The following is a 15,631-nucleotide window of genomic DNA, read 5'->3' as shown; positions in this document are numbered from 1 at the left end:
CTTTCCTGCGGAACTCGAGGGTACTGTGTTGCGGAAGTCGAGGCACAAGAGGGCAGTCATCTGCACTTGATCGCCGTCACGAGAGTCGCGGAGGACGGCCAGCTTCAGACGGTCAGGATCGTCCTCAGCCCTCGCATGTCACCACCCTCCGGCAGGATGACTCCAGAGCGTGAAGGGAGATCCACGTGGAAGAGACGAACACGGCGCACCGCCGCGAGATGGTCAGCCAGGTCAGTGCGCTGGTGGACTTTTTGCGCGCCTTGGCGACGATGGGCTCTGCCCCCGTCCGCGACGTCGACACGCACCCGCAGGTCCTCTGGCTCCACGACCTCCCGGCCGAGATCAGCGGTGACGCCACCGCCGGCCCGGGTAGCCGGCTGGCGACCTTCCCGGCCCTCGCCGCTGAGCCGCACCCACCGCTGCCCGAGGCCCTGGTCGACTGGGTCGACGCGACCCGACTGGCCGACCCGACGACCGCGGTCCCGTTGCTCGTCGACCCCACGGCCGACGCATCGGGCACCGTCGACGGCTTCGTCGGGGACTCCGGGATCCGCCGTGAGTACGCCCGCTGGAGCGGGGAGTGGCGTGCCTGGGCGGAGCACGAGCGGCGCTCGGCGCCCTCGCGGCGCTGGTACGAGGCCCTCAGCGGGATCCACCGCCAGCTCTCCCAGCAGGACGACCAGTTCGAACTCGTCCTGCAGACGGGGTTGCTCACCTGGGCACCGGACGGCGGCGAACGCACCCGCAACCACCTGCTGAGCACCCGGCTCTCCCTCGCGGTGGATCCCAGGACCGGGGCCATCGCGCTGCTCGTCGCGGATCCACCGACGCCCCGCCTGCACGATCGCGAGCTGCTCGACGGCGTCGAGGCCTTCGACGGCGCGCGGGCCGAGCCGGTGCGGGCGGAGGTCCGCGAGGGCCTGGAGGTCCCGCTGGACGAGTCCGTCCACGAGCTGCTCGAGCAGTGGCGGGCACTCGCCTTGCCCTCCTGCCGCGCCTACGCGAAGGATCTGACCCCACCCGCGCAGATCGACGCCGTGCCGGCGTTGACATTCGCTCCGGCCGTGGTGCTGCGCCCGCGCGGTCGGGCGAGCCTCCTCGCCTACTACGACCAGATGTCCGCGGCCCTGCAGGGCCCGGACGCCGAGGCACCCCTCGGTCTGGTCCAGCTGCTGCAGTCGATGGAACCCGAGGAGCGGCTGGCCTGGTTGGAGGCCGAGGACGGCTCGTCCAGCAGCGCCGTCGCGGCGGACCCGCTGTTCCCGTTGCCCGCCAACGACGAACAGCGCCAGATCATCGCCCGCCTCGGCCGGGACACCGGCGTCGTCGTCCAGGGACCACCCGGTACCGGCAAGACCCACACCATCGCCAACCTCGTCTCCGCACTCGTCGCCGAGGGGCAGCGGGTTCTCGTGACCAGCCAGAAGGCGCAGGCCCTGAGCGTCCTGCGCGAGAAGATCCCCACCGAGGTCCGCAACCTCTGCGTGTCCATGACCGACCAGGGGCGCGGTGGTTCAGTGGAACTCTCGCGCAGTGTGAACGCGCTCGTCGACCGCTACGGGACGTACGACGCCGTCCGGTACGCCCAGCGCATCGAGCGCCTGACGGGGGAACGCGCTGCGGCACAGTCCCGTCAGGTCGAGCTGATGGAGGAGATCCGGGCCCTGCGGGAGGCCGAGACCTTCGTCCACCCAGAGGAGACCGTCGCGCCCGGTTACGGCGGGACCCTGGCCGCGATCGCCGGGCGTCTGCGCGAACGCGACCACCGCCACGCCTGGATCCCGACACCGCTGCCGGCGGCGGCGCCCCCCAGCTTGCCCCTCGACCCCGTGGACGTGGCGGAACTCGTCCGGTTGACCGCGCTGAGCACCCCGGAACGACGGGCCCGGACCGCTCAGGTGATCCCCGCGACGGCGGACGTCCCGGCACCCGACGAGGTCGCCCGACTCGTCGCGGCCGAGCAGGCGACGGCCGCCGCAGCAGGTGCTGCTGCCTCTGACCTGGTGCGCGCAATGGAACCCGTGGACCGCGCCGTCCTGACCCAGCTCAACCAGCAGAACGAGGCGGTCCGCACGACGCTCGCCGGGCTGGCTCGAGGTGACGCCGGCGACGACTGGCAGCGACGCTGCATCGACGACTCGCTGCGCGACCGGAACACTTCGCTCTGGCAGGGGCTGCACCAGGTCTCGGGTCGGGCGGAGGAGCTGAACAGTTCCCTCGACGCCCTCGCGTTGCAGCAGATCGCCCTCCCCGAGTTCGACGCGTCCGGCCCGACGGGCAGGTCGGCACAGCTCACCGCAGGGCGGGCTCTCCGCACACATGCCGCGAACGGCGGCAAGATCCGCGCCAAGGGCCTGTTCCGTTCCCAACCGGAGAAGAACGCCGAACGACTGCTCGCCGCGACCGTCAACGACGTGGCCCCGAGCACCCCCGAACAACTCGACGCCGTCCTGACCCGGCTGACCGCGGAGGTGGAGGCCGATGCGCTCGTCGCACGCTGGGCCGAGGTCGGCCACGTCATCGGCACACAGGCGTCCGTCCGGTTCACCGTGTCCGCGTTGGTGGACGCCCACCTGGCGCTGTCGCGCGCAGTGCAGGCCCTGGCCGCGATGGCGGCCGTTCGCGTCCTGCTCCGCGACTCCGGCGTGACGGTTGCGCTGGAATCGAGGGAGGACTGGACGGCGTTCTCCGAGGCCCTCCCCGGGGTCGCCGCGCAGCTGGAGGCGCAGGACGCCCAGCTCGCCGTCGAGGCCGCCCTGGCCGGCGTTCGTCATCTCGCCGACGTCGAACGGTCGGCCCCCGAGGTACGCGACCTCGTCCAGGCCCTGGCCCTGCGCGATGTCCCCGGGTACGCGCAGGCCCACGCGGCGCTCGCGGTCGCCGCCGTCGAGGCCGAGAGCCAACGACGAGCCGACGAACTCGCCCGCGAGGTGAGTGCGCAGCACCCAGGGCTGCTGGCCCTCATCGACGCCACCGCCACCGACGAGGAGTGGTCGACCCGCCTCGGCGACCTCCAGGGCGCCTGGGCGTGGGCCAAGGCCCTGACGTTCTTCGAGGACCAGCGCCGTCCCGGCCGCGAGGCCGCGCTCGACCAGCAGCTCGCCGAGGTGACGACCTCGTTCGGTTCAGTGACCGGCGAACTCGCGGCCGAGAAGGCGTGGAACGCCACGCTCACCCGCATGACCTCGCACCAGTCGCAGGCGTTGCGCGCCTACCAGAGCGCCAGCGCCTCGCGAGGGGCCGGAACGGGGAAGTTCGCCCACCGGTTCTCCGCTGCGGCCAAAGAGGCCATGGCCGAGGCGCGCGGCGCGGTCCCTGCATGGATCATGCCGCTCGCCGAGGTGCTCGAGACGGTCCCGCCGCACAAGAACTCCTTCGACGTCGTCATCATCGACGAGGCCAGCCAGGCCAGCATCGAGACCCTCTACCTGTTGTGGCTGGCGCCCAGGGTCATCGTCGTCGGCGACGACCGCCAGTGCGCCCCGTCCCAGGTCGCCATGGGTGCGCTGCAACCGATCTTTGACAAGCTCGACAGCTACCTGTCGGAATTGCCGAACTACCTGCGGGTGTCCATGACGCCCAAGGACAGCCTCTTCAGCCTGTTGACCACCCGGTTTGGTTCAGTGGTGCGACTGCGCGAGCACTTCCGCTGCATGCCGGAGATCATCGACTGGTCCTCGCGCGAGTTCTACGCCGATGCTCCCCTCGTCCCGTTGCGGCAGTTCGGCCGCGACCGGCTCGCGCCGCTGAAGGTCCGCTACGTACAGGGTGCGCCCAGCGAGGGCGAGAACGCCAGGCTCCGCAACCCGCGCGAGGCCGCGGCCATCGCGCAGCAGGTCGCCGACTGCATCGCCGACCCGCGCTACGACGGCAAGACGTTCGGCGTCGTCGTCCTGCAGGGCCAGGCGCAGGTGGACGCGATCGAGAACGAACTGCGCAGCCGCATCGCGCCCGACGTGTACGAACAACGCCGCCTCCGGGTCGGGACGCCGCCGGACTTCCAAGGCGACGAGCGACACGTCATGATGCTCAGCCTCGTCGTAGGCGCCAACCGCAAGAACACCGCCCAGGTGCTCGAGGAACAACGCCGGCGCTACAACGTCGCTGCCAGCCGCGCCCAGGACCAGATGTGGCTGTTCCACTCGGTGACCCAGGACGTCCTGTCGCCCAAGGACCTGCGGCGGCTCCTGCTGGCCCACCTCAGCGACCCGCCCGCCGCCCGGTCGTCGGAAGACCTCGGCAACGTCACCGCCGGCGAGAAGCACCCCGCCTTCGACTCACTCTTCGAGCAACGCGTCTTCCTCGCGATCCGTGACCGCGGCTACCAGGTGACGCCGCAGTGGGAGGTGAACGGCCGCCGCATCGACCTCGTCGTGACCGGCGCGAGGGGCCGGCTCGCCGTCGAGTGCGACGGCGACGCCTGGCACACCAGCGCCGACCAGGTCGACAACGACGTGCACCGCGAACAAGAGCTCAAGCGCGCCGGGTGGCGGTTCTGGCGGGTTCGCGACAGCGAGTTCAACTGGGACCCCGAGCGGGCGCTGGAGAGTCTGTGGACGGCGCTCGCGGGCCGGGGGATCGAGCCGCACGAATCGACGGTCGAGGAAGAACCTCACATCGGGGTCATTACCGACGTGGCCCCAACTTCGGCGCCGACGCAGGTCGTTCCGGAGCGGGTTGTCGTCGAGGTGCCTCAGACACGTGTTGCTGCCCGCACTCTCTCTGTGTCGCCTGCGGAGGTTCGTGCGTGGGGGCGGGAGAACGGCTGGGAGGTCGGGGAACGGGGTCGGCTGCGGCCGGAGTTGATCGCGGCGTACCAGGAAGCGCACGTGCTGGAGCCGTAGTTCTGCGGGGTTCGGGTGCCGGGACGAGTTCATGGTGCGAGTCGTCGAGCAGGTCTCGTCCCGGGAGCACTGGTACGCAGCATCCCTCCTCTTCGAGGACGCTGGATCGGCGCAGGGAGGGGGAACTCTCCAACCCCGTCCGCCAGACGCTCCGCTGAACACGGAGTACTCCGGACGCGGTGCCCGTGAACGACACGAGGTCTTCGTTGCGTGTGGGGTGTTGTCGCGGGTGAACGACAGGCCGCGAGGGCGACCTTGGCTGATCGGCCGGCTGTGGACAACCGGAGCTGGTCTCGAGCGGTCGCCCGTACAGTCCTTGAGGTGCGGACGACCGTGACCTGGGAGGAACCCGGCCCGGCGCCTCCGCCCTCCACCCCGGCGGTCGCGGCGATCATGCGCAGGACGGGTCGGCGGGACACTGCGCCGGAGTTGGCGTTGCGTCGGGAACTGCACCGCAGGGGTCTGCGGTACCTCGTGGACCGGACCCCACCGGGGACCAACCGCCGACGTCGTGCGGACCTGGTGTTCCGCGGTGCCCGCGTCGCGGTGTTCGTCGACGGCTGCTTCTGGCACTCTTGCCCCGTCCACCTACACCTGCCGAAGGCCAACGCTGACTGGTGGCGCGTGAAGCTCGCGAGCATCACCGCCCGCGACCGCGACACCGACGCGCAACTGGCCGGTGCCGGCTGGCGGTCGCACCGGGTGTGGGAGCACGAGGACGTCGTCGAGGCAGCGGACCGGGTCGAGCGGCTCGTTCGAGGTGTACGGCGCCCTGTCCGGTGACTGTTCCGTGGGAGGCTGGATCACTGCCAGAGGCTGTCCACAGGCGCGATGTGCAGGCGATGCAGGCTACGGCGTGGCGTGTGGCGTCTTCGATGAGGATGACCGGATCCTCGGCCATCCGTTGCACTGCCGGGTCGGCGCACGCCTGCGTGCGGTGACGAAGCGGAGTCACCCGCAGTCCTTGAGGAACCGCTCTTCCATCGTCAGGCTGACTGCACCACCGTCGCAGCGGCGAAGAAGTCCATCGGCATCTCATGATGCAGCTTCCAGGTGATGGCGATCGGGCGATCTCCCCGGTGGCTCACGTACTCGGCCTCACCGAGGAAGAGGAAGGGGTCGGGGCCGAGGTCACCCGTCTTCGTGGGCCGTACGAAGAGCATGACGTGCGTTTCGTTCTCGCGGTGGTTGAGGTACCGCTGGCCCGTCACCGAGCTGACGCTGGTTGTCGACTGCGATTCCCAGTGGAAGAGGTCGCGGGTCAGCGGGTAGTCCTGGTACATCGTCGTGGGGGAGAAGTCAGCGTCGGACTTGTTGAGGGTGATGAGAAAGGCGTCCGTGTTCAGGTGGGGCGCCCAGAGAACACCTTCACGGAAGCGCTCCGGCGGACGTTTGTCGCTGATCAACCCGAGGGCTGCCACGATCTCGTTGCGGGAGTATCGCGCGTGAACGGCCAGAGGGACGCCGTGCAGGGAACCGGTGAGCTCGACGGTCGGTCGGCGGGCGCTGTCGAAGGCCAGGTCGACGACCTGCCCGAGTTCCGTGCTGACGGCTGACTCTCCGCCGACGCTCGCGAGCTGCCCGACCTGCCCGTCGGTGTAGGTCCCCGGTACCAGCGAGGCCGTCAGCATCCGTGCGAGGACCTGCTCGACGGGGCTGGTCGGCTGTTCTCCGCGGAGGAGGCGTCGGTAGACGCGGGCGCGTGAGCTGTCGTCGACGTGCGCGAACGCAGCGACCCGCTTGAGGAGCTTCTGCTCCAGGGCGCCGCCCGCAGGGACGTCGAGGCCAGCCTCACGGCAGAGCGTCGTCCACGAGCGGTCGTTCTTGAGAACTTCTCGCAGCGCGTGGCCCGACTCCGCCAGGAACTGCGAAAGATCGGTGGTACCGATGCTCCTGACCTCGTTGACCAGGGCCCGGCGCATCGGCTGGAGTTGTCGTTTCAGGCTGCTGAGCACTCGCTCTCGGACGACACGGTCCAGGACGATGGAGCAGCCTGCCGGTAGGAGAGGGAATCCCTTCTCGACTTGCTGGGACAGTCGCCCGCGCGCGAGGCCGGTCAAGGCCTGGAAGCGGGCGTCGAACCGGAAGCTCTCGTTCTGGTTGCCCACGAAGTCGAGCACGGTGAGGACGGCCTTCCCGTGGGCGGTCCGGAGTCCGCGGCCCAACTGCTGGAGGAAGACAGTGGACGATTCTGTCGGTCGCAAGAAGAGGACGGTGTCGACTTCAGGAACGTCGACACCTTCGTTGTACAGGTCCACCGTGAAGATCGTGGCGATCTCGCCTCGACGCAGCCGACCCAACGCGGTGCTGCGGTCCTCCACGCTGCTCTCACCGGACACGGCGACCGCGGGAATGCCTGCCGCGGTGAACACCCGTGCCATGTACTTGGCGTGCGCCACGGAGACGCAGAAGCCGAGTCCCTTGATCCCCGCGGGATGGCTGACGCGCCGTTCCAGTTCTCGAAGGACGATGCGGGCGCGGGCGTCGTTGCCCGTGTAGAGGTTCTCGAGCCCCTCAACGTCGTAGCGCCCCCGTGTCCACGTCACGGCCGAGAGGTCGATCTCGTCGTTCACACCGAAGTAGTGGAAGGGGACCAGGAGGTCGTCGGTCAGCGCGTCCCAGAGCCGCAGCTCCGTTGCGATCCGGCCGTCGAAGAGGGCCAGGACGTCCTGGCCGTCACCACGCTCGGGGGTCGCAGTGAGGCCGAGGAGTTCCAGCGGTGCGAAGTGTTCGACGACCCGGCGGTACGTGGGTGCCGTCCCGTGGTGGCACTCGTCGAGGACAACCACTTCGAAGGCGTCGGCCGCGAACGTCGCGATGCGTGCAGGCGTCAGCGATTGGACGCTGGCGAACACGTGACGCCCCTCGGCCGGCTCGTAGCCGCCGACGAGGAGTTCTCCGAAGGTCCCGTCCGCGAGGACCTGGCGGTACGTGCGCATCGCCTGTTCGAGGAGTTCCTTGCGGTGGGCGACGAACAGCAGCTTCAAGTCTCGTCCGTGCAGCCGGCACAGGTTGCGGTAGTCGAGCGCCGCCAGGACGGTTTTGCCGGTGCCCGTGGCCGCTACCACGAGGTTGCGGTGTCGGTCGTGGAGCTGACGCTCACCCGCGAGCTGCTCCAGCATCTCCTGCTGGTGTGGTCGTGGCGTCACCTCGATGGACGACATGTCGACCGGAGCGCCGCTGCGACCCGTCGAGCCCGCGTCCCGCAGCGCTGCATCGAGTCGACCTGCGTCGCGATCCGGGTCGTACGTCTCGAAGGCCGGGTTGGCCCAGTAGCTCTCGAAGGTGGCGTCGAACTTCTGCAGCAGCGCCGGGGTGGCCACGTTCGACAACCGAACGTTCCACTCGAGCCCATCGAGCAGAGCAGACCGAGACAGGTTCGATGAGCCGACATACCCGGTGTGGAAGCCCGTGTTGCGTCGGAAGATCCAAGCCTTGGCGTGGAGTCGAGTGCGCGTGGTCTCGTAGATGACCTTGACTTCGGCGCCGTAGTCCCGGACGAGGGCGTCGACCGTGCGTCGGTCCGTGGCGCCCATGTACGTCGTGGTGATGATGCGCACCTTCGCGCCACGATCGCGCAGGCGTTTCAGAGGCTCATCGAGTAGGCGCAGCCCGGACCACTTGAGGAAGGCGACGATGAGGTCGACGGAGTCGGCGCTTTCCAGTTCCGCACGGATCTCGCTGCCCAGTCCGGGTTCACCCGGACTGTTGGTCAGGAGTGCCGCCTCCGACAGGGGAGTGGTTGGGCGCGGCGGGACGATTCCTGTCGCGAGCGACAGCAGCTGCTGGAAGCGTCCCTTGTCGTCGAGCACCGGTGTGTGGGGCGTCGCGTTGAGGACTGCCAGGATGCCGCGGACGAGCTCGTGCTGCGAAGCCGTGCTGGACCGGGCTTGGAGGGCTTTGAGGATGGCCCGGTTGAGGTGCGCGCTGACGACGTGCGGGGCGTCCTCCTCGTCCACTGACCCCAGCTGAGCGGCCTCGTGTGCGCTCACGAGCTGCGCGGCCAAGCCCTCGGAGACGAGTTCCTCCCACAGCCCCCGGCTGAGTGGGCCGTCGATCGCGGACATCGTCACCTCGTGGTCCTTGGTTCCAGCCTGGACGATCAAGCTATCGGGCTCACCAGCAGTGATTCGCCCGGGGCGATGTCACGAGCCGCGGTGCTCTCTTCGTGGTGTCCCCCTGATGAGGGACGCCCACGCGATTGCCGGCACCCCGCCGGGTGAAAGGCGGTGCCGGGTTGACCACGTGCCTACTTTTCCGGTCATTCGACTCTTATACTGGGCACGTGGATCTCGGCCATCCCGTTCGAGTCGTCGTCCCGTCCTTGGATGGGCCGGTGCTCGTCGCGCTGGCCGGATTGACGGTTGCGATGTCTGGCCGTGAGGTCGCCCGCCTTGTCGGAACAGCGTCCCCAGCCGGGGTGCAACGCGTCCTCACTCGCCTCGCCGAGGAGGGGGTCATCACCGTCGAGCGCCGGAGGAACGCTGCGTACTACAGCGCCAACCGGAACCACCTCGCCTGGCCCGCGGTGGAGATCCTCGCCGACTTGCGCCGGGAACTCCTGCGCCGCATCGAGGAACGGGTCCGGTCCTGGGCCGTACCGGTCGAGACAGCCGCGGTCTTCGGTTCCCTCGCCCGAGGGGAGGGGAGTGTCGATTCCGACGTCGACCTCTTGCTCGTCCGTGCTGACGAGGTGACGGGGGAACGAGCCCTCGCCTGGGACGACCAGGTGGACTCCCTCGTGACCGCCGTCCAGTCCTGGAGCGGCAACCCGGCGCAGCCATACGACATCTCGGTGAGCGACCTCCGAGACCACGTCGAAGCCGACGAACCGATCGTCGGCTCGTGGCGGCGAGAGGCCATCACCCTGGTCGGTCGAGACCTCAGCGCCCTGCTGCGGAACGTGGCGCGGTGAGCCCGTCCGGTCGCACGAGCGACTGTTCCCCCGCTGAGGGGCACACCCGGCTGGAGCAGGCGCGAGCGTTCCTCGAGGTCGCCGAACTGGTCATCGACGAGACCGATGACGGTCTCGCCACCCCGCAGGTGGCAGCGTCGTTGGCGGTCCTGTCCGGCATCGCCGCGTCCGACGCGGTGTGCTGCAGCCGACTGGGGCAGCGCTCGCGAGGGCAAGACCACCGGCAAGCCGTCGATCTGCTCGCCACCGTCCGACCCGACGGGGTGGCGATGGCGAAGGACCTGCGGCGCCTCCTTGAGATCAAGGACCAGGCGCACTACGCCGCCACGATGGTCTCCGCCCCTCGCGCTGAGCAGGCCGTCCAGTGGGCGCGCCGGCTGTACGACCTCGCGGTGCGAGCCGGCTGAGGTCGATCGACGAGACCGGTCCGAGAGCGAGTGCCCTGGTGTTCTCCTCACCGTGTCGGCTTCCTCCGCCACAGTCGGCGACGGAGCGTCACTGCAGCGGGAAGTCGTCATGGCGGGTGTGCTGATCGAGCTGGGTGTCCGGTTCATCGCCTGGTACGTGGGCCTGCTGGTCCGCTGCTGGCGCGGGGTCTCCCGCTGGATGACCCCGCGGTGGCGCATCGACCCGCACGTGGAGCGCCTGCAGGCGTGGCGCTCCTGGCTCGGCTACGCCAGCGTGGTCGTCGCCGTCGGCTTGTCGGGGGAGGAGACGACGGGCTTGGCGGACAAGATGCTCACGGGGGCGATCGTAGGTTTCCTGCTGAAGGCGGCGGTCGCAGTCGTCGTCGTGCTCGTGTCCCTGGCCGTCGTCTCCCTCTGCAGCCACCGCACGCAACGTCGCGGACGCCTCCGTCCGGTGGTTCGTCCCCTCTCGCTGCTCGTGACCGTCATCGCCGTTCCACTGCTCGTGCTGCAGTTGAAGGAGTGGGCAGAGCGGCGACCAGCCGGCTCCGTCGCGGTCGAGCACCTCGCGCCGGTCCTGGTGAGCGGCGGCGTGGTCCTGTACTTCACCTGGCCCTTCTTGGTGGTGGCGGCCGCGGCCGTCGTGGTGCGCGGCGTCCGCCACCTCTTCTGCGCCGGTGACGTGCACCCGCTGCTGCCGTCCGTCCTCGCCTTCGCGGTGGCGCTCGCCAGCGGCGCGGAGAACGTCCACCAGGCCCTGCAGCCCGCCGTCGGCGTCGAGCGGACGTTGTCCCTCCTCGCGCTCGGGGGGGCCCTGACCGTCCTGGGGCTCACCGCCTACGAGCACCACCGGTTGCGGCGGTACCGGTTGCGGCGGCTGGGGTGGCGGTGGTCCGACCTGCGGGTGCCGCTGCACGAGCTGCCGGCCGCGCACCCGGTCCACCGGCTCGCTCAGAGGTCGACGTGAACCTGGTCGTCGTCCCTATCTTGTTCAAGCTTCAGCTTCAACCTTGATTATGATGTCGGCATGGGCCGACTCGTCAGCACGCAGTGGACCCCCGACCGGGACATCACCGGCGTGCCCCGACGCCACCGCCAACCCTGCCGCTACGACGCCTTCGTCCCCGCCCGCCTCGTCGGACGCGAGGTCATGCTGCCCGCCGACGTCGCCGCCGACGTCTCCGACGCCGAACGCGCCGTCCAGCAGCTCAACGCCTCTGGTCTGCCCTACCGCGGCTACAAAGCCATCGCCCGACTGCTGCTGAGAGCGGAGGCGGTCGCGTCCTCCCGCATCGAAGGGCTGGAGATCGGTGGCCGCCGACTGGCGCGCGCCGACGCCGCGCTGGAGCTCGACGGATCCTCTCCCGACCAGGGGGCGGCTGACGTCCTCGGCAACATCGACGCCATGCGAGCCGCCGTCGACGACGTCGCCCGACGGCCCCGGCTGGACGTGGACGCGATCCGCGACATCCACCGCGCCCTGTTGGCCGGCACTCGCGACGCGAGCTGGGCGGGAACCGTCCGCGACCGCCAGAACTGGATCGGTGGGTCGAGCTTCAACCCGTGCGCCGCCGACTTCGTGCCGCCACCCCCGGACGAGGTCGAGGCGCTGCTCGAGGACCTCGTCGAGTACGTGGACTCGGACGTCCACCCGCCGGTCGTCCAGGCCGCGCTGGCCCACGCGCAGTTCGAGACGATCCACCCGTTCGCCGACGGCAACGGTCGGACGGGTCGCGCCCTCATCCACGTCGTCCTGACCCGTCGCGGCCTGAGTCCCCACCACGTCCCGCCGGTCAGCCTCGTCCTGGCCACCCGGAGCCGGGACTACGTCGCCGGTCTCGAATCCTTCCGCGAGGACGGCCACACCGGGATCGCCGAGTGGATCGCGACCTTCGCCGCGGCGACGACCGAAGCCTGCGCACGGGTGTCGGGACTTACCGACGGACTGGCAGGACTCAGCCAGCGCTGGCGGGAGGCGGTGGGACCGCTGCGTGCGGGGTCGACGGTCGCCCAGTTGCTCGACGACGTCCTGCCGCAGACCCCGGTGACGACGGTCGCGCAGTTGGTCCGGCTGACGGACCGGTCGACCCAGGCCGTCAACGAGGCCGTCGACCGGCTGCACACGGCCGGAGTCCTGGTGCAGACGACCGCCGGCCGACGCAACCGCGCGTTCGAGGTCGACGGCCTGATCGACCTCATCACCGGGTTCGAGCGGTCACTGGCCTCACCCGTCGGGGACACCGCTGTCGAACCGCCTGCTCGCCCCGTTCCCCGGCGCTCGCCGAACCGCTGACCCCGGTCAGTCGCGGACCGACCGCAGGTGCGCGGTGGCGATCTCCTCCAGGTGCACCACGTCCCCCGCCACCGTCACCACGTCGAACCCCTCCGCCAACCGCTTGGCCGCGACGTCCCCGCTCGGAGTGTGGATCCCCACGCTCTTCCCCGCCGCCCGCCCAGCCGCCTTGATCCGCTCCAACGCCGCGTCGAACTCGTCCGAGATCGCGGGGTCGCCGGGGAACACGGCTCCCAACCCGAGCGACAGGTCCGACGGCCCGATGTACAACCCGTCGAGTCCCTCGACCGCGGCGATCTCCTCGACGTTCGCCAGCCCGTCCGCCGTCTCGATCATCGCCAGCACCAGCACGTCGCGGTTCGGCACCTCGGTGGAACGCCCCAATCGCAGTTGGGCCCGCATCGGTCCGAACGACCGGCGCCCCATCGGCGGGTACTTCGCGTTCTGCACCGCGAGCCGCGCGTCGGCGGCCGAGTCGACCAGCGGCACGATGATCGCGGACGCACCTGCGTCGAGGGCCTGGCCCATCCACGTGATGTCGTTTGCCGCCGCGCGCACGATCCCTACCGTGTCCACGTCGCCCAGCCGCGCACCGGCGTCCACGGCCATCAGCCCACGCAGCAGCCCGTCGTAACCCATGAGGCCGTGCTGCTGGTCGAGGCAGATGTAGTCGTAGCCGACACGGGCGAGGCGTTCGGTGGAGGCGGGTGAGTCGAGCATCACCCAGTAGCCGACGAGGGGTTCGCGGGCGCGGAACTTGCGGGCGAACTCGGGGGAGGCGGTGTGTTCGGGCACGGGTGGATCTCCAGACTCGTGGGTTGGTCACGGGCGGGAAGGCCCGACGGCATCTCACGCCGTCAGGACGGCGCTCGGCAAGGGGGAGGCGTTCGCCGGCCACGGCGATTGCGCAGTCCACGCAGACGGACTAGCGTGGTTCGCGCACGTTGTGCGTGATGGAGACCTCGGTCGGCGCAGCGTCGCGTCGGTCGCGGAGGAGGTTCGGTGGCTGGCTTGCTCGTCCTCGCGGACGACCTCTCGGGCGCCGCCGAGTCCGCAGGCGCGCTTCGCGTGCGTGGTTCGCGCAGGGCCGGCCCGGTGCGCATCGGCCTCTGGCCCACGCGGATCACCGACCACGACACCGTCCTCGACCTCGACTCCCGTCACCTCACCGCCCGGGAGACCGGAGCGCGCGTCGCCGAGGTCCTCCGGGTAGCACCCGGCCGGACGGTGGTCACGAAGATCGACAGCCTGCTCCGCGGCAACCTCGCCCCCGTCGTGCGTGCTCTGGGCGGGGCGGTCGTCCTAGCGCCCGCGCTTCCCGTCGCCGGTCGGACGGTGGTCGGTGGGCGGCTGCTCGTCGAGGGCCGGCCGCTCGCCGAGACCGCTGCCTGGGCGACGGAGGGGCGCGAGGCACCGGCGACGGTCTCCGACGCCCTACCGGGAGTCGCGACCACGACGATCACCCTCGACGTCGTGCGGTCGAGCGATCTGATCGCGCAGATCGCGCAGGTCCCAGCGGGAACCGTCGTCGTCTGCGACGCCGAGACCGACGACGACCTCGACCTGATCGTCACCGCCTCCCACGGCCGGCCGCTGGTCGGTTCGGCTGGACTGGTCGCCGCCGTCGCCCGCGCGCTCCCCGCGGAGGCGGCCCACGAGCAACCCGACGCACGGAACGTCCCGCGCCTCGTCGTGGTCGTCGGCACCGCCGAACCCACCGCGCAGCGCCAGGCCGAAGAACTCGTCGACGCCGGCGCCACCCCGGTCGACCTGCCGTGCGCCGACGTCCTGCGCGGCACCGCCGTCGCCCAGCTCGCCCAGGCCGTCTCGCGGAACTCCCTGACCGTCGTCCGGCTCACCGGGACAGCCCACGGCCGACAACTGTCCCGGGCGTTGGGTCGCGTCGTCGCCGATGCGGTCGGGCCCGCCGACCTCGTCCTCACCGGCGGCGAGACGGCCCGCCACGTCCTCGACGCCCTGCACGTCCCCTCGTTGCGGTTCCTCTCGCAGATCGAACACGGCGCCGTCCGCTCCGAGACCCCCGACGGTCGTCACGTCGTCACCCGCCCCGGCAGCTTCGGCGGCCCGGACAGCCTGCTCCGGATCGTGCGATCGCTGAACCCCGAACTCCTCCCACCTCTGGAAGGCCTTCCCATGAGCAGCAGCACGAGTCCCGCCATCGCCGTGACCATGGGGGACGGAGCCGGTGTCGGCCCGGAGATCGTCGTCGCCGCGCTCCTGCACCCGAGCGTCGTCGAGAACTCCCGATCCGTCGTCGTCGGGGACGCCGCCCGGCTGCGGCTCGCCGCGGACGTCCTCGGGGTGGACGTGAAGATCGTCCCGGTGGAGGGAGTCGCGGACGCCGTCTTCGAACCCGGTCGGATCAACGTCGTGGACCTCGAACTGCTGCCCGCCGACCTGGCCTGGGGACAGTTGTCCCCTGTGGCAGGGGACGCGGCCTACCACTACGTGCGGGTCGCCAGCGAGATGGCGATGCGCGGTGAGGTCCAGGCGATCTGCACCGCCCCGCTGAACAAGGAGGCGCTGCACCTCGGCGGCCACGTCTACCCCGGTCACACCGAGCTGCTCGCGGAACTCACCGGGACGGAGGAGGTGTCGATGATGCTCTCGACGCCGACCCTTAAGGTCATCCACGTGACCACCCACATCGGGTTGGTCGACGCCGTCGCCAAGATCGAACCGGGACTCGTCGAACGCACGATCCGCCGTGGGCACACCGCGCTCGTCGCCGCCGGGAACGCGAACCCCAAGATCGGCGTCTGCGCGATCAACCCGCACGCGGGGGAAGGTGGGTTGTTCGGCTACGGCGAGGAGGCCGAGAAGATCACGCCCGGCATCGAGGCCGCGCGCGCCGACGGGATCGACGCCCGCGGACCGCTGCCCGCCGACACGTTGTTCTTCCTGGCCGGCCGCGGTGACTTCGACCTCGTCGTCGCGATGTACCACGACCAGGGACACGGGCCGGTGAAGGTGCTCGGCATCGAGGCCGGCGTCAACATCACGGTCGGGCTGCCCGTCATCCGCACCTCCGTGGACCACGGCACCGCGTTCGACATCGCGGGGACTGGCAAGGTGGACACCCGCAGCATGGTCGAGGCCATGCGGCAGGCCATCGAGGTGGCCCCCCGCCCCACGCAGGACTGACAGGGAG

9 protein-coding genes are annotated in these 15,631 nt (G+C 70.2%); 7 read left to right on the top strand and 2 right to left on the bottom strand.

Annotated elements, in window-relative coordinates; genetic code table 11:
* The first annotated feature begins 185 nt into the window (after nucleotides 1-185).
* Both OG218_RS12485 and OG218_RS12480 read left to right on the top strand, forming a co-directional pair.
* A complete protein-coding gene (locus OG218_RS12485; RefSeq protein ID WP_328293547.1) occupies nucleotides 186-4,844 on the top strand; it encodes an AAA domain-containing protein in 4,659 nt (1,552 codons plus the stop codon).
* 393 nt (nucleotides 4,845-5,237) lie between these two features.
* A complete protein-coding gene (locus OG218_RS12480) occupies nucleotides 5,238-5,627 on the top strand; it encodes a very short patch repair endonuclease (RefSeq protein WP_380162331.1) in 390 nt (129 codons plus the stop codon).
* 203 nt (nucleotides 5,628-5,830) lie between these two features.
* Here the strand turns inward: OG218_RS12480 and OG218_RS12475 are convergent, their stop codons facing one another.
* Nucleotides 5,831-8,911 carry a DUF3427 domain-containing protein gene (locus tag OG218_RS12475; RefSeq protein WP_328296237.1) on the bottom strand — a complete coding sequence of 1,027 codons (3,081 nt, stop codon included), beginning with the start codon at nucleotides 8,909-8,911 and terminating at the stop codon, nucleotides 5,831-5,833.
* A 353-nt stretch (nucleotides 8,912-9,264) separates the two neighbouring features.
* On the opposite strand from OG218_RS12475, the gene OG218_RS12470 reads away from it, so the two are divergent.
* The 4 genes from OG218_RS12470 (at nucleotide 9,265) to OG218_RS12455 (ending at nucleotide 12,459) form a co-directional block, all read left to right on the top strand.
* Complete coding sequence (locus OG218_RS12470; RefSeq protein ID WP_328293545.1) at nucleotides 9,265-9,759, top strand: nucleotidyltransferase domain-containing protein; 495 nt, start codon at nucleotides 9,265-9,267, stop codon at nucleotides 9,757-9,759.
* Nucleotides 9,756-10,166 (top strand): hypothetical protein, encoded by a 411-nt coding sequence (locus OG218_RS12465; RefSeq protein WP_328293544.1) that lies wholly within the window; start codon nucleotides 9,756-9,758, stop codon nucleotides 10,164-10,166. The genes OG218_RS12470 and OG218_RS12465 overlap by 4 nt, the downstream gene beginning before the upstream one ends.
* 109 nt (nucleotides 10,167-10,275) lie before the next feature.
* Nucleotides 10,276-11,133 (top strand): hypothetical protein, encoded by an 858-nt coding sequence (locus OG218_RS12460; protein WP_328293543.1) that lies wholly within the window; start codon nucleotides 10,276-10,278, stop codon nucleotides 11,131-11,133.
* 60 nt (nucleotides 11,134-11,193) lie between these two features.
* On the top strand, nucleotides 11,194-12,459 hold the full coding sequence (locus tag OG218_RS12455; protein ID WP_328293542.1) for a Fic family protein: 1,266 nt from the start codon (nucleotides 11,194-11,196) through the stop codon (nucleotides 12,457-12,459).
* Nucleotides 12,460-12,465: 6 nt separating this feature from the next.
* Here OG218_RS12455 and OG218_RS12450 read toward each other — a convergent pair whose 3' ends face one another.
* Nucleotides 12,466-13,254, bottom strand: coding sequence for an HpcH/HpaI aldolase family protein (locus OG218_RS12450; RefSeq protein ID WP_328293541.1), 789 nt, complete (start codon nucleotides 13,252-13,254; stop codon nucleotides 12,466-12,468).
* Between the two features lie 207 nt (nucleotides 13,255-13,461).
* Between OG218_RS12450 and pdxA the strand changes: the two genes are divergently transcribed.
* A complete protein-coding gene (gene pdxA / locus OG218_RS12445) occupies nucleotides 13,462-15,624 on the top strand; it encodes a 4-hydroxythreonine-4-phosphate dehydrogenase PdxA (RefSeq protein ID WP_328293540.1) in 2,163 nt (720 codons plus the stop codon).
* Nucleotides 15,625-15,631: the final 7 nt, after the last annotated feature.

It is taken from the genome of Kineococcus sp. NBC_00420, from assembly GCF_036021035.1.
Classification (GTDB): Bacteria; Actinomycetota; Actinomycetes; order Actinomycetales; family Kineococcaceae; genus Kineococcus.
The sequence above is the reverse complement of the archived record's forward strand: the minus strand, read 5'-3'. Positions and strand labels throughout refer to the sequence as shown.

What these genes read in the sequence shown, in the direction of transcription:
- OG218_RS12480 (WP_380162331.1), top strand. Translation starts at nt 5,238, where the DNA reads ATGCGCAGGACGGGTCGGCGGGACACTGCGCCGGAGTTGGCGTTGCGT.
- OG218_RS12460 (WP_328293543.1), top strand. Translation starts at nt 10,276, where the DNA reads ATGGCGGGTGTGCTGATCGAGCTGGGTGTCCGGTTCATCGCCTGGTAC.
- OG218_RS12455 (WP_328293542.1), top strand. Translation starts at nt 11,194, where the DNA reads ATGGGCCGACTCGTCAGCACGCAGTGGACCCCCGACCGGGACATCACC.
- OG218_RS12475 (WP_328296237.1), bottom strand. Translation starts at nt 8,911, where the DNA reads ATGTCCGCGATCGACGGCCCACTCAGCCGGGGGCTGTGGGAGGAACTC.